Source organism: Paenibacillus chibensis, from assembly GCF_004001045.1.
GTDB classification, from domain to species: domain Bacteria; phylum Bacillota; class Bacilli; order Paenibacillales; family Paenibacillaceae; genus Paenibacillus_AQ; species Paenibacillus_AQ chibensis.
This window is the reverse complement of sequence record NZ_BIMK01000013.1, coordinates 135191-155488: the sequence shown is the minus strand read 5'-3', so window position 1 is coordinate 155488 and position 20298 is coordinate 135191. Positions and strand designations below refer to the sequence as shown.

Annotated in this window: 18 protein-coding genes, 1 pseudogene and 1 riboswitch; of the genes and pseudogenes, 9 read left to right on the top strand and 10 right to left on the bottom strand. The window is 50.1% G+C overall.

Annotation, left to right across the window (positions count from 1 at the left end; all coding sequences use genetic code 11):
* The first annotated feature begins 16 nt into the window (after positions 1-16).
* The 6 genes from PCH05_RS12615 to PCH05_RS12590 all read left to right on the top strand — a co-directional run bounded on the left by PCH05_RS12615 (position 17) and on the right by PCH05_RS12590 (position 5267).
* Positions 17-670, top strand: coding sequence for a PadR family transcriptional regulator (locus PCH05_RS12615; protein WP_127602745.1), 654 nt, complete (start codon positions 17-19; stop codon positions 668-670).
* A 95-nt stretch (positions 671-765) separates the two neighbouring features.
* Positions 766-809, top strand: a riboswitch (PreQ1 riboswitch).
* A gap of 123 nt (positions 810-932) precedes the next feature.
* Positions 933-1601 carry a 7-cyano-7-deazaguanine synthase QueC gene (gene queC, locus PCH05_RS12610; protein WP_127602744.1) on the top strand — a complete coding sequence of 223 codons (669 nt, stop codon included), beginning with the start codon at positions 933-935 and terminating at the stop codon, positions 1599-1601.
* Positions 1598-2089, top strand: a complete 492-nt coding sequence (gene queD, locus PCH05_RS12605; RefSeq protein ID WP_127602743.1) for a 6-carboxytetrahydropterin synthase QueD — start codon at positions 1598-1600, stop codon at positions 2087-2089. The genes queC and queD overlap by 4 nt, the downstream gene beginning before the upstream one ends.
* On the top strand, positions 2086-2844 hold the full coding sequence (gene queE / locus PCH05_RS12600; RefSeq protein WP_174806260.1) for a 7-carboxy-7-deazaguanine synthase QueE: 759 nt from the start codon (positions 2086-2088) through the stop codon (positions 2842-2844). The genes queD and queE overlap by 4 nt, the downstream gene beginning before the upstream one ends.
* A gap of 33 nt (positions 2845-2877) precedes the next feature.
* Positions 2878-3375, top strand: coding sequence for a preQ(1) synthase (queF, locus tag PCH05_RS12595; protein ID WP_127602741.1), 498 nt, complete (start codon positions 2878-2880; stop codon positions 3373-3375).
* 257 nt (positions 3376-3632) lie between these two features.
* A complete protein-coding gene (locus PCH05_RS12590) occupies positions 3633-5267 on the top strand; it encodes a glycosyltransferase family 2 protein (protein ID WP_164766636.1) in 1635 nt (544 codons plus the stop codon).
* On the opposite strand, the gene PCH05_RS12585 is transcribed toward PCH05_RS12590, so the two are convergent.
* Entirely contained in the window at positions 5264-5815 is a 552-nt protein-coding gene (locus tag PCH05_RS12585) for a dihydrofolate reductase family protein (RefSeq protein WP_127602739.1), read from the bottom strand. The genes PCH05_RS12590 and PCH05_RS12585 overlap by 4 nt on opposite strands.
* 99 nt (positions 5816-5914) lie before the next feature.
* Between PCH05_RS12585 and PCH05_RS12580 the strand changes: the two genes are divergently transcribed.
* The gene (locus tag PCH05_RS12580; RefSeq protein ID WP_127602738.1) at positions 5915-6835 is read left to right on the top strand and encodes a helix-turn-helix transcriptional regulator; all 921 of its coding nucleotides are present in this window, start codon (positions 5915-5917) and stop codon (positions 6833-6835) included.
* Between the two features lie 64 nt (positions 6836-6899).
* Here PCH05_RS12580 and PCH05_RS12575 read toward each other — a convergent pair whose 3' ends face one another.
* From PCH05_RS12575 to PCH05_RS12545, 7 genes and pseudogenes are all read right to left on the bottom strand, one after another.
* Positions 6900-8645 carry an RNA polymerase sigma factor gene (locus PCH05_RS12575; RefSeq protein WP_246049516.1) on the bottom strand — a complete coding sequence of 582 codons (1746 nt, stop codon included), beginning with the start codon at positions 8643-8645 and terminating at the stop codon, positions 6900-6902.
* Between the two features lie 404 nt (positions 8646-9049).
* Positions 9050-10444, bottom strand: a complete 1395-nt coding sequence (locus PCH05_RS12570; RefSeq protein WP_127602737.1) for a protoporphyrinogen oxidase — start codon at positions 10442-10444, stop codon at positions 9050-9052.
* Between the two features lie 245 nt (positions 10445-10689).
* Positions 10690-11019, bottom strand: a pseudogene (locus PCH05_RS12565) (potassium channel family protein); the annotation flags it as partial.
* A gap of 123 nt (positions 11020-11142) precedes the next feature.
* Positions 11143-11649: a hypothetical protein gene (locus PCH05_RS12560; protein WP_127602735.1), complete on the bottom strand. Its 507-nt coding sequence runs from the start codon at positions 11647-11649 to the stop codon at positions 11143-11145.
* 87 nt (positions 11650-11736) lie between these two features.
* Positions 11737-13023, bottom strand: coding sequence for an arsenic transporter (locus PCH05_RS12555; protein ID WP_127602734.1), 1287 nt, complete (start codon positions 13021-13023; stop codon positions 11737-11739).
* Positions 13024-13067: 44 nt separating this feature from the next.
* A complete protein-coding gene (locus tag PCH05_RS12550) occupies positions 13068-13394 on the bottom strand; it encodes an ArsR/SmtB family transcription factor (RefSeq protein WP_127602733.1) in 327 nt (108 codons plus the stop codon).
* A gap of 375 nt (positions 13395-13769) precedes the next feature.
* Entirely contained in the window at positions 13770-16166 is a 2397-nt protein-coding gene (locus tag PCH05_RS12545; RefSeq protein ID WP_127602732.1) for a YcdB/YcdC domain-containing protein, read from the bottom strand.
* A gap of 133 nt (positions 16167-16299) precedes the next feature.
* On the opposite strand from PCH05_RS12545, the gene PCH05_RS12540 reads away from it, so the two are divergent.
* Positions 16300-16515: a hypothetical protein gene (locus tag PCH05_RS12540; protein WP_127602731.1), complete on the top strand. Its 216-nt coding sequence runs from the start codon at positions 16300-16302 to the stop codon at positions 16513-16515.
* Here PCH05_RS12540 and PCH05_RS12535 read toward each other — a convergent pair.
* Positions 16480-17940, bottom strand: coding sequence for an aminotransferase-like domain-containing protein (locus PCH05_RS12535; protein ID WP_127602811.1), 1461 nt, complete (start codon positions 17938-17940; stop codon positions 16480-16482). The genes PCH05_RS12540 and PCH05_RS12535 overlap by 36 nt on opposite strands.
* Before the next feature lie 166 nt (positions 17941-18106).
* Here PCH05_RS12535 and PCH05_RS12530 point away from each other — a divergent pair, with 166 nt between their 5' ends.
* On the top strand, positions 18107-19369 hold the full coding sequence (locus PCH05_RS12530; RefSeq protein WP_127602730.1) for an MFS transporter: 1263 nt from the start codon (positions 18107-18109) through the stop codon (positions 19367-19369).
* Between the two features lie 123 nt (positions 19370-19492).
* On the opposite strand, the gene PCH05_RS12525 is transcribed toward PCH05_RS12530, so the two are convergent.
* Positions 19493-20257 (bottom strand): SDR family oxidoreductase, encoded by a 765-nt coding sequence (locus tag PCH05_RS12525; protein WP_127602729.1) that lies wholly within the window; start codon positions 20255-20257, stop codon positions 19493-19495.
* Positions 20258-20298: the final 41 nt, after the last annotated feature.

Below are 20298 nucleotides of genomic sequence, written 5' to 3'. Positions count from 1 at the left end.
GAGAGGAAGATTATTCATGTCGTTAAAATATGGAATTTTGGGTTTTCTCAGCAAATGGGAAGCCACGGGCTATGATTTAAAAAAAGAATTTGATGATTTCATGAGCATTTTCTGGCATTCGCATCTCTCGCAAATTTATCCCGAGCTGGGTCGTCTCGAGCAGGAAGGATGCATTGCCAGCCGCACGCTGCCGCAATCAGGTAAACCGGACAAGAAAATGTATTCGATCACGGAAAAAGGCCAGCAGGAGCTCATGAACTGGCTGTTATCGCCTCCCGAAACGCCCAAACTGAAGGATTCCTTCCTGATGCAGGTTTCTTTTATGGATAACCTTCCATTCGAAGAAGTAATTTTTCAGCTGAAGGCTTACCAGAAAGAACGGGAACAGCGGCTCGCCAAAATGAAGCGCATTTTGCATGAACGCTGGGACAGCATCAGGGAACGAAATGTTATGAAAGCGCGTATTTTGATGAGCTCTGCGGTGCTGAAAAAAGGATTGGAGCAGGAAGTGCAGTACATACGCTGGTGCAAGGAAACGATCGAGCTGGTAGAGTCCTGCCCTGCGCTGTGGTCCGATGAAGCCGATGCTGCAGCTGAGGCGCTTGAAATCCGTTTTAGCGAAGTTGAACCGGCATTCCTCCGATATTTCGGTGAACTGCTGGAAGATTGACGCAGGGTATTCACCTTCTCGCAACTTGTGTTATAATGAGTCCGCGCTTCAACGCGCCGAACAGAAGAAAGTCCGGCTGCGGCTTCATGCCGCCACCGGGAGAGGTTCGCGAACTCCCTCTATAAAAAACTAAGACGGCCCACCCGGGTTTATTTCCTGCTGGGCTTGGTTTTTCGAGACAGTTCAAGAACCCTCTCTCTTCGAAGGTAGAAGCGATGCCGATCGCTTGTACAACACATTCTGAAGATGGAGAGGTTTTTTTATGCTTAAAAATGAAAAAGCGGTTGTCGTATTCAGCGGCGGCCAAGACAGCACCACCTGCCTGTTCTGGGCAAAGCAGCAGTTCAGAGAGGTGGAAACGGTCACGTTCGACTATGGTCAGCGTCACCGCCTCGAGATTAAATGCGCGCAAAGCATTGCCGAAGAACTCGGCGTCAAAAACACAGTTTTGAACATGAGCCTGCTCAATCAGCTCGCTCCCAACGCGCTGACCCGCAGCAACATTGAAATTAAACAGGATGCCGGCGAGCTTCCCAGCACTTTTGTCGAAGGCCGCAATCTTTTGTTCCTCAGCTTTGCGGCCGTGATGGCCAAAGGCGCTGGCGCGAGACATCTGGTCACCGGCGTTTGCGAGACGGATTTCAGCGGGTATCCCGATTGCCGTGATTCCTTCGTCAAATCCCTCAATGTCACATTGAACCTGGCGATGGACTATAATTTCGTCATCCATACCCCGCTCATGTGGCTGGATAAAGCCGATACGTGGGAGATGGCGGACCAAATGGGCGCCTTGGATTTCATTCGCGAACGGACGCTGACCTGTTATAACGGCGTGATGGGCGACGGCTGCGGCGAATGTCCTTCCTGCCAGCTGCGGCGCAGAGGACTGGAGCAGTATTTGCAAAGCCAATCCCAGGGGATCAACCGATGAACGGGAACCCGGGAGCTTTCCGCATCGTTGACCACCTGCAGCAGCTGGGCACGGACATCCAGACGGGGGAGTTAAAATACAAGCATTACCGCGTATTGGTCAGCAAGGAGTTCACCTTCGATGCCGCCCATCACCTGCATGCCTATGAAGGAAAATGCAAAAACCTGCATGGGCATACCTATAAAGCCGTTTTCGGGATTAGCGCTTATCCGAACGAGATTGGAATCGCAGCCGATTTTGGAGTCGTAAAGGAGATTTGGAAGCAGCGAATCGAGCCTTACCTGGATCATCGCTACCTGAATGAGACCCTTCCCCCGATGAATACGACGGCGGAAAACATGGTGATCTGGCTCTATGAGCAAATGGAGACGGCCCTAAGCTTGGAGCCTTACGCAGGGCTGATCGACCAAGGACGTACGGAATTCGTCAGATTGTTCGAAACCCCGACCAGTTATGCCGAGTTCCGGCGGGAATGGGTGGAGTCATGAACCAGATAAACGAAGCTGTAAAAACAGAATTGCCTGTTCCGGTACTGGAAATTTTCGGACCGACCGTTCAGGGCGAGGGCATGGTCATCGGTCAAAAAACGATGTTCGTACGCACCGCCGGCTGTGACTTTCGCTGCTCCTGGTGCGACTCCGCCTTTACATGGGACGGCAGCGGCGTCAAGGATATCCGAAAAATGAACGCCGAAGAGATTTGGTCCGAGCTGAAGCGGATTGGCGGAAATCGTTTTTCCCATGTGACCCTTTCCGGCGGAAACCCATTGCTGCTTCCCCAGCTCTCTGGGCTTGTGTCCCTGCTAAAAGCCTCCGGCATCCGGATCGCCGTGGAAACGCAAGGCTCCCGCTGGCAGGACTGGCTGGCAGAGGTGGATGAAGTCACACTATCCCCGAAACCGCCCAGCTCAGGTATGACGACGGATTGGGATGCGCTCGATGCCATCGTGAATAAACTTCAGTGCCGTACCGGGGAATATGCTTACAGCCTCAAAGTCGTTATTTTTGATGACCGGGATCTGGAATACGCTATAGAGGTACACAGCCGATATCCGGGCGCAACGCTGTACCTCCAGGTTGGTAACCGCGACGTGACACGTATGGACAAAGCGGATCATGCCGCTGAACTGCTGCTGCAGTATGAGGAGCTGATCGACAAGGTCGTGGCAGCCGACGCACTCAACGATGTTCGGGTGCTTCCGCAGCTGCACACCCTGGTTTGGGGCAATAAGCGAGGCGTTTAAGACGCCGGTCGCATGAACAAGGAGGATATACAAATGACAGGCAGACACCCTGAAGAAATGCAAGATTTAACGCTTCTCGGCAACCAGGGAACCAAATATGTATTTCAGTATGCGCCGGAGGTGCTGGAGAGCTTTGATAATAAACATGCCTATCGCGATTATTTCGTCAAATTTAATTTTCCCGAATTTACGAGCCTTTGTCCGATTACCGGTCAGCCGGATTTCGCCACGCTGCATATCAGCTACATTCCGGATCAGAAAATGGTGGAAAGCAAGTCCCTGAAGCTCTATCTCTTCAGCTTCCGCAACCATGGCGATTTCCATGAGGACTGCATGAACATTATCATGAACGATCTGATCAAGTTGATGCAGCCGCGCTATATCGAAGTATGGGGCAAATTCACGCCGCGCGGCGGGATCTCGATCGACCCGTACTGCAACTACGGCAAGCCCGGAACCAAATTCGAGCAGATGGCTGAGCAGCGTCTGATCAATCACGATATGTATCCGGAGAAGATCGATAACCGTTAACATCAGCTTCCCTTGATAAACGAAAGAAAAGGCCGCAGCTATGCGGCTTTTTCTTATGCATGATTTGTTATTTGGGCTCGCTCTTACGACGAAGTAGGCCTTTCTCGTCATCCATAGCCCGCTTCCGTTCCGTCGTGTCCATTTGCTATACACAACCTGCCGATGGAGACTTTTTAATTGCTATGCTTTTACCCAATCGGAGTCAGGCACGGATACATATTTTGATGGTAGACATCCGCTTAGGGAGGAAATACATGATGAGCAGAGCAAGAACGAAGCACCCGAAGCCGCGAACATTAATGGAATCCCCCTCGATCTTGAAATCCGGAACGAACAATACGAGGTGCTCGAAGCAACACCGGCGCCTGCCTTCTCTTTCAAATTCGTCTCTCCCTTCTCCGGGGTTCGCCACGCCTTATTCACAGGCGGTGACTCCAGATCCTTTGCAAGAAAATTCTGAAGCTGCTGAATATCTGCAGTCGCGATCGTCCGATGAAGCTGCCGGTATCTTTGACGTCTTGATTTTTCCGTCGATGGATTTGGAAGAAAGTCCATGGTATCGCCACCAGCGGACTTGGCAGCAGTATACAAGCCTTGGACATCGCGTGTTCTTTATGACGACCCGGATAACAGCACTGCATAAAGATCATGCCAATGATGAAGAAGTAGCCCGGCACGTCAAAGTGAAACAGCTGCAATCGAATATTTGGTTAATCACACTTTGCTCCTGCCGCCCTATCAGCCTTTCGGATGATCTTCAGAATAACGATGATATCCGGTATCTGAACTGGTCGATCGATTATATCAGAGAACGGTTCCAAATTGATTATCCGGTGTCGATCGTCCAGCATTCTTTCTGGGCTCCGCTGGTTACGCGGGTAGAGCATCACCGATGGGTTTGGGACGGCTTAGATGAACAGATGGATGTACATGCATCCAGACTTCGTTCACATTATCCATCGCCTCCTTTGCTGCCAAAGCTCCCGGAAAATCTTCAACGAACCTTCGCAGCTCCGGATGCCCCAGCATGGGTTTCGTTACAATCCGAAGCGAGCGAGTACTTCGCTCTGACCCGAACTTCCCCGATGGTAACCGATTCGAGTAACCAGGTCATGATGGAACTGCTTTTCCCGAAGGTCAGTATCATCATCGTGACCCATAATCATTGGCCCTCTACACATCGATGTCTTGCCAGTCTACAAAAACCAGGCCGTTATCCGAACCTAGAAATCATACTGGTGGATAACGGTTCGACGGATGAGACCGTTCTGCGTTTGCCCGAACTGGATCCGGAGCTGTTCAGCATTGTGTATTCATCCGCCAATCTTGGTTATGCTTCAGGAGCATCGATCGGATGCCGCAAGTCTTCCGGAAATTACATCATATTACTGGACCCGGATACTTTTAAACCTGATCGAAGCTGGATCATGCGTTTGATCCAACCCTTGGAAGTCCAACCCGACATAGGCATAAGCGGTACGAAGACCGACACAACGGTGGAAAATCGTCGCCCCGGTACCTTCGCTGGCTTATCGGCCGACGACAATTCGAATCAACTGGGCGACTTAAATAATAGATCTAAAGGCTTTTATTACCATGGTGAAGATCTGTCTTTATGCTGTATGGCGATGAAACGTAGCCTGTTCGAAAGAATCGGAGGTCTCGACGGAAATTACGGCAGCCGAATATTCTGTATTGCTGACTACTGCGAGCGGATCAAGCGAACGGGATACAAGATTGCAATCATAGAGGATCTATTGGTGATTCATCATGACGGGGGCAGCATTCATAACCCGGATTATGACGAAGCAAGCTTTGATCAGCTGCGAAGAGACAAGGCCTACTATGAACAGAAATGGAACACGCCATACTCCGTTCCAAAATCGATTTAACTGCTAGTATGTTTCGAATAATACAGCAAGGCAATATCTCCGAGTTGTTCTACCCTCGATAACTCAAACGAGCTTGGAACCGTCCCTTCAGGAAATAGGGGGATGCCCTCGCCAAGCACTTTAGGAATGACGGCAATGACAGCTTCATCAAGCAGTCCCTCCTGCAAAAAAACCTGAACCATTTGCCCCCCGCCAGCCAGCCAGATATCCCCTTTCGACGTTTTCTTGAGACGCGGAACAAGTTCACTCATAGGCTCGTCTGTAAAGAACACATCGGGCGCATTTTCATACTGCGACGGATTTCGGGTTGTAATATAACACGGCTTGCCTTTATAAAGAAATTCCTCTGAGAGCTGAAGCACAATTTCATACGTCAATCTGCCCATGACTAGAGTACCGATCGTATTATAAAACGCTGCATACCCGTTGTCTCCTCCGTCTCCCTTGACGTCGTACAGCCACTCCACCGAGCCATCCGGCCGTGCGATATAACCGTCCAAGCTCATGGCAATATACAGTACAACCTTACTTTGCTTTTCATCATTCATATCTCTTCGCTCCCTTCTGACTTGATGATACAACATATTTATGACATACTTTGTCGTAGTTATTGGAATAAAAATGAATCATGGAACGGAGCGTATAAGATGAACGAACGCAGGGTTGCCCTCATGCGGATGTTGGATTCCCGCAAAAAATATACGGCGCGCGAACTGGCCGAACGGTTTGATGTTTCCGTAAGGACGATCCAGAGAGACCTGGACTATTTGCAGCGCACCGGCTTGCCCTTATATACGGAACAAGGTCCTCATGGCGGATACCGGGCGCTGCCTAATCGGCTGCTGCCACCGCTGCACTTATCCCGCGACGAAGCCATGGGGCTTTTTCTCATGCTAAAGCTGCTCGAGGATCTTCCGGATATTCCGTTCGGGGAGGTGCGGGCACATCTATCTGAACATTATTACGCCGAGCTGCCTGACGATGTGCAGCAAAGCATCGATCAGTTGAAGCAGCATGTGTCCTTTCGCATGATGCCCACCCATGCAGCTTCACCGTACACGACTTTGATCCTGGAGGCTTCGATCAATCAAGTTGAGGTTAAAATGCATTACCGTTCCGCTTCCGGAGAAAGGGACTTTCTGGTTTTTCCGATCGGCCTGTATTTCGAACACGGTTATTGGTATATGCCTGCTTATCATAAGGATAGGATTATTTTATTCCGGGCGGATCGGGTGATGGATATGATATTGCAGAGCAAGAGCATGACGAATCTTCCCTCTCTCCGGCAATGGCTTGCAGCCAGTGATGATCGTGAAGGCGAGAATGCTGTCATCCAATTTACGGACTTGGGTGTCCGGATGGCCGAATCCGATCCCTTATTTCAGAAGATTTCGAACGGGGTATGGTGCGAAGTCATTCCTGAACAAGAGTATTCTTATGTGGCAAGACTGCTCTTGAAGTACGGACCTGAAGCTGAAGTCATCGAACCCAAAGCGCTGAGGGACATGGTCAGACAATTATTCTACGACAGCCTTCAGCTCTATGACTCATCGACGCAAACGACGTAAAACAAAGGAGACTCGATCCGCTGGATCAAATCTCCTTTGTTCATCACATTTATATTTAATGCTATTAATTTAAAATCCTCCATACACTTTCAAGTTGAGTCATGCCTTTCCATTCTAATGTCTGGAGCTGCTCCAACAGCGCTATCGCCTTCCGCGATTGATCATCCTCGTTCGGTTCACCGCCGCTTGGGAACGGGAAAAGACTTTGCAGCTCTTCAAAAAGCTGCACGATCTCACGATAAGTGTCTGCCGCTTCACGGATGTGTTGGCATAGCTGAATGTTGTCAGTTCCCTCCTTCTCCAGGTAGTGCGCCGCTTCGCTTAAAAACTGTACCGCATATTTTCTGGCGTCGCCATAAACCGCGGCATTGTACGCGTTCCCGTTAGGCTCGACCGCCCCCTTGCGGAAAGCGTCACGCCATGCGTCATAAGCGGCAAGTCCTTTGATTGTGCCGGCCGGTATTTGCGGCTCTTCACCCCGAAGATGCTCCAGGATCATATGGAAAGCATCCCTCAACTGTTCTTTGAACGTCACCGGAAAAGATTCATCTACCGTGAGAATGAATATTTCTTCTAGAACGCCCCTTCCCAGATGATCATACGCAAGTGTGCCTTTTCGGCCAAATTCATCCGCGCTAAGCTGTTTCAGTTTATCATCATATCCATAGAGGATGCCGAATTCGGGCATGAATAGATCCCAGCCCATCACAGGATACCCACGATCCAAAGCTTGATGAATGACATCCAGCGCATCGGGTAGAGCTTGATGGATGTTCCGCTTTCCCTTGGCTTTTATGCTTGTATCGCTGTCAGCAAGCAGACTGGCATTCACCCCGATCTCCGGCTTCATCCCGTTCACTATCTTCGTCGTGAATCCCAAGTGACGCATTCCTCTGGAAAAAACACTTTCAAAATCAAAAGCCGTAGGACCGGCGATATGTACGTTCTCCGGTACAATCTGAATCCGGAATCCGAGTCCGGTCAATCCCATGACCATGGCCAGCGAATAGTCCTTCCCCGCTGCTTTGGCCAGCGATTTCAGAACATGTCCTCCCGACGACCATGAATATTCCTGTTCCTGAAAGAGCTCCGCTGATAACAATACGTTCTCCATAACTCCCCAATCCCTTCTGCTTCGAATGTAGGCGTCAACGGTAACCCGAATTCGTTCCTGGATTACTTTCTTACGGGAGCGGGACAGAATTTGATATACATTGGCGGATGACAAGTCGAACTGGCGGGCAATTTCAGCAGGCGACAGCTGATCGAAAAAATGTGCCTCGAAAATTTGACGCTCCCTGGGCTTCAGGCAATCAATGATCTCCAGCAGCACCCGCTGGGTTTCCTGCCGCATCACTCTCTCTTCCGGCAAACCTTCCTGCATCGCTTCCTGTTCCAAGGAGTGGCCGACTCTCATCAGCACGTAATCAAGCCGGTTCCAGGGCTCCGGCGGCTCGCCATGCTCAAGCTTTCCGGTTTCCAGACTCGTAAAGGTGTTCTCCTTCCGTAGGGCATCCTTCTTGAGCCGTGTTAAGGCTTGATTACGGACGATCCGATGCATCCACGGCAGAAATCGTCCGACGTCGACCAGCTTTCCCAAATGAAGAAAAGCCCGGATTAACGCGTCCTGAACGATATCCTCAGCAGCATGCGCTTCCGGTACGATCGTTCTGGCGTATCCGTATACCTTGGATCGATGCCTGCGAATCAACTCCCCAAAAGCTTCCTGCTTTCCGGATTGAGCCTCCTTGACCAATTCGGCATCATCCATTTCTTCCCATGGCGACAGCATTTTCCGCAAACGATTCAAACTCTTCCCTCTCCTCTTACGTTGACTTACAATATAGACTTCAGCAAGAAGCGATTTCTGACAATTACGCATTAAAAGGTTTAAAAAAATAAGGAGAATGGCTTTCACCCCATTTTATCATTGGTTATGCTGTACATATACTCGCTTTTCCCGAATAAAAGGGGGATGAGAAATGTTATCGAAGGTGAAACCGAACGAACAAAAGGCCGTATGTCTTAAGACATACGACCCTCAAATTACGGGATCAAGGATCAATTCTTTTCAATGAAACTTTTGCATGCCGAAAAGCCACTGATCGCGATGGTCCAGATCAGCGGCTCGACAATTTGATTTTATACGATCGGGCTAAGGCATAGCTTTTCAATCAGGCCCGGATCACATCATCCGGAACTTATCATTGCGTGTTATTCAGCCAGCCTTTTCATGATTTTCGCAGCGGTCTCTTCCCCGTTTGCGATGCAATCGGGAATACCCACGCCGTAATAGGAGCATCCGGCCAGCAGCACATTCGGCATCAGATTCTCCATCTTTGCTTCCAAGGCTTTGACGATTTGATGATGCGTAATATGGTAATTCGGCATGACGTCATGCCACTTCGTCACATCGTAGGTCAGCGGCCGGCTGGAGATGCCAAGACTGGTCTGGATATCCTTCATCCCCACCTGCAGCAGCTCTTCCTCCGTCATCTTCACCAGCTCATCATAATGCGGATTGGTGCTCTTATAAAAGAGTCTGACCAACAATTTGCCATTCGAGGACGTGTGCTCCCATTTGCGGCTTGTCCATGTGCAGGCATTGCATTTGACATCTTCGCTATTCGAGGTAATGAAGCCCGTGCCGTCTGACGGCAGCTCGCTGTCAGGCACGTCATAACCCATGTACACGCTGATCATCGAGCTGTTCTTGAACTGATTAAATTCCTCATCCAGCGAGTCATGATGCAGCAGCTTCTGAGCGGATGCGGACAGCGTACTCAGGACGACGACGTCGGCTTCAAGCTTCCGTCCATCCATGAGAATGACTTCATAACCGCCCTGATTCTGCGGCTCAATCGTTTCGGCGGGAACGCCTTTGATGATGACGGCATCGCTCAGCTTGGCCTCCAGACCGTCTATCAGCTGCGATACGCCTTGCCGGAATGATAAGAACTTCTTCCCCCCGCCGCTTTGAAACTTCGCTTTGTTCTCAGACATCCCTTGAATGATGCTTCCGTACTCATTTTTATAATCAATCAGATATGGAAGCGTGGAGGCGATGGTCAATTCGCTCAGCTTGCCTGAATAAACGCCTGAGAGCACAGGAGCGATCTGCTTCTCTACGAACTCCTTTCCAAGGAATGCTTCAAGAAAAGCCCCTACTGAATCGTCTTTGGTGAAGCCGTCATTTGGCGTGTATAAATCCTTCAATGCTTCAACCTTGCCTTCAGCTGATACCAGCTCCGTGGTCGCAAGCGACTCGATGCTCGTCGGAATGCCGAATACCGCATCCTTCGGGATTTGCTTCAGCTTGCCATCCGCGTAAATGTATGAAATTCCCGTCGCATTATATACCACCTGGTCCTGTAAACCCAATTCCTCAATCAGGTCCGCAGCATTGGTCTTCCGCGTGACGATCGAATCCGCACCGGTCTCCATCGTAAATTCCCCGTCTTGGACCGTTCTGATTTTGCCGCCCAGACGCTCGTCGGCCTCCACCAGCGTGATATGTACCTCTTCAACGCGCTCGCGCGCTTTCTTTTGCAAATAATATGCGGTCGATAAGCCCGTAACCCCTCCGCCGATCACAACAACCTTTTTCAAAACAGGCACCTGCTTCCGTCGTAATGTTCAATACGTTCATTATATCACATGGATTTTGCCGTTCCGGCCTGTCCATTTGTGACGTTAATCCGACAAAAAAGAAGAAACGGCAGCGCGCCCTTCGGCAGCGTACCGCTTCCTTTTTCATCCCGGCCTTGAGAGGGTTATTCCTCCTCCGTAGCAGCCTTCATATTCTTGCCGTCCTTCTCTTTCTTAGCCTTCTCTTTCTTATCCTTCTCCTCGTCGTCCTCCCGCTGGCTGCTCTTCACGACGCCATAAGCAATGTAGCCCATCAGCCCCATGAACAAGCCGGTGCCCACAACGATATAAACCATAGTAAAGATTTTACCGAACGTCGTTTGCGGCACGAAATCGGGATGTCCCACGGTACTGAGCGTCGAAATGCAGAAATAAAGCGCATCGACGACGGACAGATCCTCCTCGCGGGTGTAGAACAGGGTGCCCGATAGCAGCACGAAAAGGATTACGACAAATAAAACCTGGAAGTTTTTATGCTTGAAAGCATGGAACAAGCCGCTTAAAAGACGTTTCAACGTCAGCAGAAATGATATCATGGATGTCCGTTCACATTCTTTCTATGTAGGTTCATTCCGGAAAAGGCAATGTAAAATTCATTATACCAAAAACAGCTTGACGTTCAAAACCGGATGCATCCGGTGATATTACTTGGCGCTCAACTATCTCATGGATCGGAATATCAGCTTTTGCTTTAATAATTCCTGACCTGAATCCTGATCGGTAACGATGACCGTCGCATCATTCCCGTCGCCCAGAAAACGGATCGGCTGCTGCGACCAGAAGGCAAGTCTGTGGTTCTCGGCAATAAATGTTGTATCGTCTCCCAGGCTACCGACCTTTATACTTACATTCCCGCGTCCCAATAAAGCTCCTGCCTGCTCCGCTCCGAGGAATTGGATTCCTACCTTCTCATGGCGTCCGAGGTTCAGGTCCAGAATCAGATTAACCACATGGTCATCCAACCCGTAGGTGATCGATCCCAGATCCGTTCGCAGCGTGCTGGCTTCGGCGGTTTGGACCGAGCTAACCTCATCGAGTATTTTTACAGCCCCGTTTTCCTCCGAATGGCTCGGCATAGGTTGAGCGGGCGCTGCCAAACTGTAGACAAGGATAAAAACGCTGATTAGCAAAACTCCCCAGGCTAAAGGCATTTTAGTTGGTTTCATAAAGAAAGAACCTCCCATAGATGATCAGGTATCCGCTTTTCTCTATGATAACCCTGCAGATCCGACCACACAACCAGATATATCCATTTATAGCACCAAATATAACCCGATTAGCGTAATCAACAGCGTCGGAACGGTCAGGACGATGCCTGTCTTGAAATACGTTCCCCAGGATACCTTTACCCCTTTGGAAGCAAGGACATGAAGCCACAGCAGCGTTGCGAGCGAACCGATCGGCGTAATTTTCGGGCCGAGATCCGATCCGATGACATTGGCATAGATTAAAGCTTCTTTTACAGCCCCCGTCATATGCGAGGCATCGATTGCCAGGGCGCCGATCATGACGGTCGGCAAGTTATTCATCACCGAAGACAGGAACGCCGCCAAGAAGCCCATGGAGATCGTTGCTGCAAAAACGCCATGCTGTGCCGCTTCCCGGATCACGCCGGCCAGCAGATCAGTCAGTCCCACATTCCGGAGCCCATATACCACGACATACATCCCGATGGAAAAAAACACGATCGCCCAAGGCGCTCCCTTCACAACCTCCCGCACAGGTACCGCGCTGCTTCTCCGTCCCATCAGCAGGAAAAAGAGTGCGATCACGCCAGTAACGAAGGAAACGGGTATGTTCAAAAACTCACTGACGAAATATCCGATAAGCAGGAGTGCAAGCACCATCCATGACAGCTTGAACAGCTTCGGGTCCTTGATTGCATCCGCAGGATATTTAAGCTGCAGCGCATCGAATCTCTTCGGGATGCTTTGGCGGAACACCAGGAACAGAACCGCAATGCTGGCCAGCAGAGCAAACAGATCCGGAATGATCATTTTTCCGGCATACTCCATGAAGCTGATTCCGAAAAAATCCGCAGAGACGATATTGACCAGATTGCTGACAACAAGCGGAAGCGAAGTCGTGTCGGCAATGAAGCCCCCGGCGATGATAAAAGGAAACACCTTCTTCTCATCCAGACGGAGCGCTCGGACCATGGCCAGAACGATCGGCGTCAGAATAAGCGCGGCCCCGTCATTCGCGAAAAATGCGGATACGATCGCGCCCAATACAGATATATATACAAACATGCGCACGCCGCTCCCTTTTGCAGCCGCGGCCATGTGGAGCGCAGCCCACTCGAAAAAACCGATCCGATCCAAAATGAGCGAGATGAGAATGATGCCGACGAAAGCAAGCGTCGCGTTCCACACGATGCCGGTTACGTCCAGCACATCGCGAAAATCCACAACCCCCGCCAGCAAGGCCAGCAAAGCTCCGCCGCAAGCGGACCAACCGATCGATAAATTCCTCGGCTGCCAAATCACGAACGTTAAGGTAACGATAAAAATAAATACGGCGATGATGATGGATAACAAAAGATACTCCCCCAGTGATCGTAAGCTCTAACCTGATGAAAAGCTTATTCGCAAATCCTGCCTGGCTCCTGTCGGTTCAGCAAAGATAATGTACCCGCGGTTCCCGGCATGTAATCAAGCACGGCGTGAATATACGGCTTGTCTTGTACGTTAAGCGAATAATAAACCCATTGCCCTCTCCGCGATTCATTGACAATCCCATGCGATTTCAGCTTTCGCATATGCTGGCTGATGCCGGGCTGGGAAATGGAGAGTACCTCCACCAGCTCGCAAACGCACCATTCACGGTCTTTTAACAGGCATAGAATCGTAAGCCTTGTTTTATCTCCAAGAAGCTTCAGCTTGTCTGCGGCTTCCGTTAGTTGATCCATCCCCCATCCTCCTTCGCTCTATTCATGAGATAATAGTATAAGCATATGATTATATTGTAGGTTGTACGGATCGATTAAGCAATAAGAAATTACGGGCGTTTCAACCCAAAAGGCCGCCCTGAAAGGCGGCCATTGTGCTGAAATCATTTCAACTGTAAAGCGGGCATTGCCGATGCTTGGAGTCCTAACATTTCCTTTAACTAAACCTGCGATATTGCTTGTCAAAGAAATAGCTCGGGAAAAATGAAGTGAAAACCGTACGGTGCACACCTCCAAAACATCAAATCAATATAAATAAGTCGATCGATGTACGTCCGGATACCATTCAAAAGCCGGCTGCTTGATCTGCTGCAGCCGGTTGAACGTATCTCGGGATCAGCTGGTTACCGGCGAATCCACCTTCCCTTGAATATGCGCAAGCAGCACGAGGAATGATGCAGCCTCGGCTTTGGTTACGACTTTTCCAGGCTCGAACTTTCCGTCCTTGGTTGACATAAGACCGAGTTTCATGACCAGTTCCACCGCTCCTTTGTTTGAAATCGAGGCTGCGTCGGATAACGTAATGACCTCCGGAGCGCTATCGTAAAATTTGGCGAGACGATCATAATGCAGAATCTCCACAATCATATCCGCAAGTTTGGAACGAGTCAGCTTCTGCTGCGGATGAAGCTCACCGGATGCGTTTCTAAACCATCCTCGTTCCGCGAACATCTGAACACCTTGCGCATAAGGACTGTCTGCAGTTACATCCGAGAACTGTGTACCGATCCGTCCGGAGTCATAATAATACGATCCCGGATATACGGCTTTCGTAATCATCATGATCATATCTCCGTAGGTCAGTTCCGCATCGGGATGCAGCAAGCCATCGCTGTCCGGCGAGATCACATTATACTCGAGAAGTGTAGCGAGATCCTTGCTGGCGCTGTGAGAAACGGCATCGGCAGGCAGCTTCACGGATCCGTCTTGTTTGTTGTCGACCGGTATCCCGTAAACCTGAAAATCACCCGTAACCGCATTCAAGTAAGGAATATCCCGAGCTCCCTTAAATGTTGGCGCATAAATCAGGGTTATTTTCGGTTCGATAAATCCTTGATCCAAATAATATCCGCCGCTTCTTGTATATCTCAGCTCTGCTCCAAGGCCATCCTTAATTTTGCTCGCCGCATCTTTCGGTGTGATCTTCGCTGCCAATGCGTCAAGCTCCTTTTCGAAACCTTTAGCCAATACGCCGTTGGTGTAGTAGGAGTACAGCTTTCCGTCACTGTCCAAGGTTACATTAACCTGGTGATTGTACATCGGGAGATCGTTGTAAAACCGCTGGAAGACATATCTGAAGGATGTTTTCCCGCCAGATTTTACGACGTCGGATTGATTGGAGAGTTTAAGCACCTTATCCGCATCCGGATAATACTTCTCGACGAGCTCGATCGCTTTTTCGCGGGCCTTCGTTTCCGATATCGCGGCGCTTGTTTGAGCAGCCGATTTATCGTCTTTATTATTCGGACTGCCGGACATTTGGTACATATTGCGGCCGTAATTCAAGAGCTGTCCCGTTGCAGCATCAACGTTCATGCTGATGTTTTCCCCTTGCATCGGGTTGTCCTTTTGGTTCCAGTTAATATTCCAGACCTGCTGATCCGTATTCATCCAATAATTCGTCAGGTAGGCATTCATCGAATAATCCTTGCTGGACGGTACCAGATCTGAAAAACGCTGCGTGGCTTCTTTGGAAGTCAATAATTGGCCGGTATGCGGCGTAAACGATTGTTTGGCTGCAGGTAAAGCCGTGTATTTGATGTCCGTTGGTGCCTTCTCATCAACAGCTGGATCCGGATTGAATTTCTTCCCGGTTTTGGCATCGATGCTGAGTAGATAAGGCTGTATTATGTATGCGAGCTGCCAATCCTTTTGGGATTTGTTACCGAGACCATAGAAGTCATTGTTCGAAACGTAAGCCAGTTGAATCGATGCGTCCTTCTTGAATGCTTCCGTTGCTTCGGATGAGGAAAGGGACGTTTGGTTGGATGGATACTTCTGATTGTAGGAGTTGCGGTCATAGCTAACGATTCGTCCCTTACCGTCTACAGAAATGTTGATCATTTCTCCATCCGTCGGTACGCCGTTCACTTTCAAATTGTACATGAAGCTATAGGTGACCGGACCGAGCAACGTTTTAACCGAACCGTACATATTGTTGGTCGTCACCAAATTATCCACACTGATGGAAGGGGCTGCTTTGCGTATGAAATCCTTTGCGGCTTTTTCTGCCTGTTCCTTGGATACTTCCGGAGGATAGTAGGCACTGTCCTCATTGGACACATTCATCGGTTGATTGAAGTTCAGAATCTCTCCCGTCACGGCGTTGACGTTGGTGGTGAAATAGTAGCTGCTTTTTCCCTTCGTGAGGCTCCAATTAAGCATCCAGACCGCTCCGGACGCATCCGAATTTTCATTCTCGGAGTAGCTGGCATTCTCCAGCTTATAATCCTTCAAAATGGGAAACAGCGATATCATCGTTTGCACGGCTTGCTCTTTGGTTACTTTTGCATTTTCCCCCATGGACTGATCATCGGCGGAGTTGGAATTAACGGTCGACGGAACCACAACTGCATTGGTAGTGCCTGCGATCTGTGCAGATGCTGCTCCTGCCCACACCGGAACCTGCATAAGACTTAATCCTAAAGTTCCGGCCAGAACGGTTTTGGCAACCGTACTTGCTGAAGCTCCCTTACGGGCTTGTCTCGTCGTTTTGCTTTTTCCCCTTCTCATAGCTCAAACCTCCCATTTTCCAAATTAAACCATTTTGATTATAGCATACCCTTTCATTTTACGCATTTGACTTGAGAACATGTTTAAAATGTTTTATGCTGAATGCGTAAATCTATTTTCAGGAGAGATCTAAATGAAAAAACAGCAGAAAAAGCCGAGCAAGACCGTTCAGGGATTGGAAAACCAATCGATGCCTGTCCAAGGTGGACGAATATCGTGGAACCGAAAGCCTATGACTCAAATCGTTCCTAACAAAAAAGCTGAACAGCGCCGAGCATGGTGCCGAAAGGGCACGGATGACGGTGCTGTTTTTTTATATGACGCTCATTTCTCTCAGCAAGCAGCCTAACCGGCGTATGCCTTCCTCGATCTCTTCAAGGCTAACGGATGCATAAGTCAGGCGCAGCCTGCCTCCCCCCTCCCCGTAGACGGAACCGGGATAAAACAGGATTCCGTGCCGCATCGCCATTTCAATCCAGTTCAAATCAGGCATAGTTATCCGATCGTTCTTCAAACGCAGCCATATGTAATAACCGCCCGGCGCCGAATTTGGGGCGAATCGTTCAAGAATATCGCCCGTTTCCCGCTGCAATCCCTGCAGCATAACTTCTCTCCTATACCCAAGACCCTTCCTCAACTGTTCCAGATGTTGATCCAAACCCGGTTCGTGTAAAAAAGCATCGGCAAGGCGTTCTCCCATATGGCTTGAACTGTAGCCCGTTCGGTTCTTGGCATCTGCCAGACGCTGAATGATATTTTCCGGTCCGGCGACGAATCCGGTCCTCATCCCTGCCGTCGCGAATTTGGACAGTGTGCCTAAATAAATCACGTAGCGTCCGCTGGAGTCAAGAGAATAGATGGACGGGACTTGCGGAGGCATTTCGCCGAAATGAAGCAAACTGTACGGATCATCTTCGACAATGGGTATACGCAGCAGCTCGCATATCTCCAGCAGCTTCACGCGGCGGTGCAGAGACATCGTCGTCCCCGTCGGATTCTGATAGGTAGGATTGGTGAACACCATGCGCACGCCGAATTGCTGATACAGCCGCGGCAGCTGCTCAGGAATCAGCCCCTCCTCATCCATTACCAGCTTGACCATGCGCAGTCTTTCTTCGGCAAAAACCTGCATGGCATATAGATAGGACGGTCCTTCCACCGCGATCGCATCTCCCGGCTGCAGCAGGGTGCGGGCAATAAGCGAGAGCGAATGCCTGACACCGCTGGTAATCATAAGCTGATCCGGATCGGCTTTAACGTTGATATGGGCGTTGAGAAAGCGGGAGAGGGTACTTCTCAGCCGAATATCCCCTCGAAAATCTTCAAAATAGCTGAATGGGCTCTCACAGCTTACTTTCTGCGAAGCATTCCGAAGCAGATCCAGCGGCATTAGATCCGGCGATAGTTCGCCGCGGATGAGCTGGATGACATCCTTGCGGCCAAGCGACTGATGGATCCTACTGCAGATCGGAGCGACAGCATCAAACATAGGTTTACGGGCATGCCGCTGCCACCTTGGCTGCTTCACGGGCTTCGTTTCCCATAAAAGACCGCAAACCCGGGTACCGCTTCCCTGACGCGATTCAATGAGACCGAGAGCCCGGAGCTCATCATAAGCGATTGTCACGGTGCTTCGATTCACGCACAGCCTGGTTGCCAGCTCCCGATCCGTCGGCAGTCTGGCCCCGGTTTGCAGCGAACCGCTGCGGATTTGGTTCTCAAAATAAGTGCAGATTTGCTTGTAAATCGGGATATCACTTGCTGCTTCAGGCATCCAGTTCAACGATTGACCCCTCCTCTGCAGTCATTATATATGCAAACCGAATTGGTTGGCAGTAAATAATTCCAATTGGCTGGTCGGTTCTTCTTCCAATCATTGTATACTGACAAAAAAAGAAGTCTTCGACGGATAGGATCGCGTAGGGAGAGGAGAACATGTCATGCTGTGGAAAGAAAAAAAATACGCCTGGTTATTGCTCATATTTCTATGGTGCTTCGGCTTTGCGGGCTCACTCAGCCGGTTTGTCATTTCGTATTATCAAGGAGAACTGACGGGCAGCCTTGGTGTGGGCCGGGATTTTCTCGGAACAACCTGGTCCACCGCAACATTCATCGGCGCAATTTGCGCGCCGCTAGGCGGGCTGCTCGTGGATCGTTTCGGAGTTAAAAAAGTGATGCTGCTGGTCAGCTGCAGCCAAATTCTTTCACTGTTTACGGTGCTGACTCTGCGAAATGAGGCTGGCTATTTCATCGGAAACGGGTTATTCGCCGGATTCGTCGGTTTGGGAGCTTCCACCAGCTATGTGTTGATTACGGGCTGGTTTCAACATCACCGTGCTAAAGCGCTGGCCGTGCTTGGTAGCTCTACCTCATTGGGCTTTGCTGTTTTGGTGCCGATCCTTGCCAACTGGGACGGATTAACCTGGATTAAAGTGTATGAGGTTCTGTTGTTGATCAGCCTCCTATTCATTCCTTGCATCGTCTTTGTGCTTCGGGAAAACAAGGAGCCGGAAGGTGCTTCTCCTCCAAACGTTGAGTCCAGTCAAAAGCCCGATACCGAAAATTCGTCCAAGCCACTCTTGAATTGGATGTCGGGGATGCGCATGTTCGCCAGGATGCTTCGCCATCCGGTCTATGTGATTGCTGCCTTCGGTATTTTTACATGCGGCATCAGCATGGGCACGGTCGAAATGAACCTCGTGGCCATTCATCAGACGGCACATGCTTCGACCGGGATGATCTCCTCGGCCATGAGCCTGCTGGGTCTGCTCGAGGTTTTTGGCGGCATTACGTTCTCGTTCCTGCTTGATCATACGTCGAGAACGAGGGCGCTCGCGATTTTGTATCTGCTGCGCACGGTTGCTTTTACATTGCTGATCATCCATTTCCCTGTATCGCCTATACTCTTCTCGCTCATCTTCGGAGCCACCTATGTCGGAGCCGTACCGGGGGCGATCCTGATCGCCAAAGAAACCCTCGGACCCGACAAGAGCATGGGGCTGCACACGGGCATTCTGCTGCTGGTGCATCAGCTCGGCGGCGTGCTGGCCGCGCTTGGGGGAGGGTTCAACTTCGACTATGCGCATAATTACCAGCTTTTGATCGGTGTCAACCTTCTGCTGAGTCTGGTGGTTAGCGCAGCATATTTCAGCGTGAAGTCCAAAGCCAGAACCGGAGCCGCCGTGAACACCTTGGCCCAATAATTCAAAAAGGTCATTCATTCTTCGGCAACGCAAACAGGGCTTCTTCCCTTGACTGTCAACAGTTAGAGAAGAAGCCCTGTATGGATTCATGTATTTAGATCAATATTCTGAACATCCCGTATATTAGTACGCTGTCCAACCGGCATCGGCCGTAATAACCGTTCCGTTCACGAAGCTGGAGTCGTCAGACGCCAGGAACAGTGCCACTTTGGCGATTTCCGATGGATGCCCGCTGCGCGGATTCATGCCTGTACCGGACATAGCCTTTTTCAGACCGCGGCTTTCCATGTTCATGTCGCCTGCATCGGCCATGATGTTCGTTTCCACGCCGCCCGGTGCAATCGCGTTGCAGCGAATGCCTGCGTCGGCATACTGGAAGCCAATATTTTTTGTCAAGCCTACCACGGCATGCTTGGAAGCCGTATAAGCCGCTCCTGCGCGGGAACCATACAGACCGCCGACAGAAGCCGTGTTGACGATGACGCCTTTACCCTTCTCCATCATGATCGGGAGAGCTTTACGGATGGCGCGCATCGGACCGGTTGTATTGACGGCGATGACTCTTTCCCACAACTCGTCTGTCAAATCTGTAACCGGTGTCATTTTATCCATAATTCCGGCGTTATTAACCAGCACATCCAGCGAGCCATAGGTATTAACCGCGGTATCGATCATGTTCTGTACATCTTCTTCTTTGGCGACGTTCGCAATGACTCCGACTGCTTGTCCGCCGTTGTTTTTCACTTCTGCTACGACCTCATCCAAAGTGGCCTGCGAGATATCCGCCAAAACCAGCTTTGCTCCCTCGCGCCCGAACAGCAGCGCCATTTCCTTGCCCATGCCGGAGCCCGCACCTGTAATGACTGTTACTTTGTCTTGAAGTTTCATCGTAAATACCTCCTATGGCATTGATTTAGACAACATAATGT

Coding starts and splice junctions, on each gene's coding strand:
- PCH05_RS12615 (WP_127602745.1), top strand. CDS start 17: ATGTCGTTAAAATATGGAATTTTGGGTTTTCTCAGCAAATGGGAAGCC.
- queC (WP_127602744.1), top strand. CDS start 933: ATGCTTAAAAATGAAAAAGCGGTTGTCGTATTCAGCGGCGGCCAAGAC.
- queD (WP_127602743.1), top strand. CDS start 1,598: ATGAACGGGAACCCGGGAGCTTTCCGCATCGTTGACCACCTGCAGCAG.
- queE (WP_174806260.1), top strand. CDS start 2,086: ATGAACCAGATAAACGAAGCTGTAAAAACAGAATTGCCTGTTCCGGTA.
- queF (WP_127602741.1), top strand. CDS start 2,878: ATGACAGGCAGACACCCTGAAGAAATGCAAGATTTAACGCTTCTCGGC.
- PCH05_RS12590 (WP_164766636.1), top strand. CDS start 3,633: ATGAGCAGAGCAAGAACGAAGCACCCGAAGCCGCGAACATTAATGGAA.
- PCH05_RS12585 (WP_127602739.1), bottom strand. CDS start 5,815: ATGAATGATGAAAAGCAAAGTAAGGTTGTACTGTATATTGCCATGAGC.
- PCH05_RS12580 (WP_127602738.1), top strand. CDS start 5,915: ATGAACGAACGCAGGGTTGCCCTCATGCGGATGTTGGATTCCCGCAAA.
- PCH05_RS12560 (WP_127602735.1), bottom strand. CDS start 11,649: ATGAAACCAACTAAAATGCCTTTAGCCTGGGGAGTTTTGCTAATCAGC.
- PCH05_RS12550 (WP_127602733.1), bottom strand. CDS start 13,394: ATGGATCAACTAACGGAAGCCGCAGACAAGCTGAAGCTTCTTGGAGAT.
- PCH05_RS12545 (WP_127602732.1), bottom strand. CDS start 16,166: ATGAGAAGGGGAAAAAGCAAAACGACGAGACAAGCCCGTAAGGGAGCT.
- PCH05_RS12540 (WP_127602731.1), top strand. CDS start 16,300: ATGAAAAAACAGCAGAAAAAGCCGAGCAAGACCGTTCAGGGATTGGAA.
- PCH05_RS12535 (WP_127602811.1), bottom strand. CDS start 17,940: ATGCCTGAAGCAGCAAGTGATATCCCGATTTACAAGCAAATCTGCACT.
- PCH05_RS12530 (WP_127602730.1), top strand. CDS start 18,107: ATGCTGTGGAAAGAAAAAAAATACGCCTGGTTATTGCTCATATTTCTA.
- PCH05_RS12525 (WP_127602729.1), bottom strand. CDS start 20,257: ATGAAACTTCAAGACAAAGTAACAGTCATTACAGGTGCGGGCTCCGGC.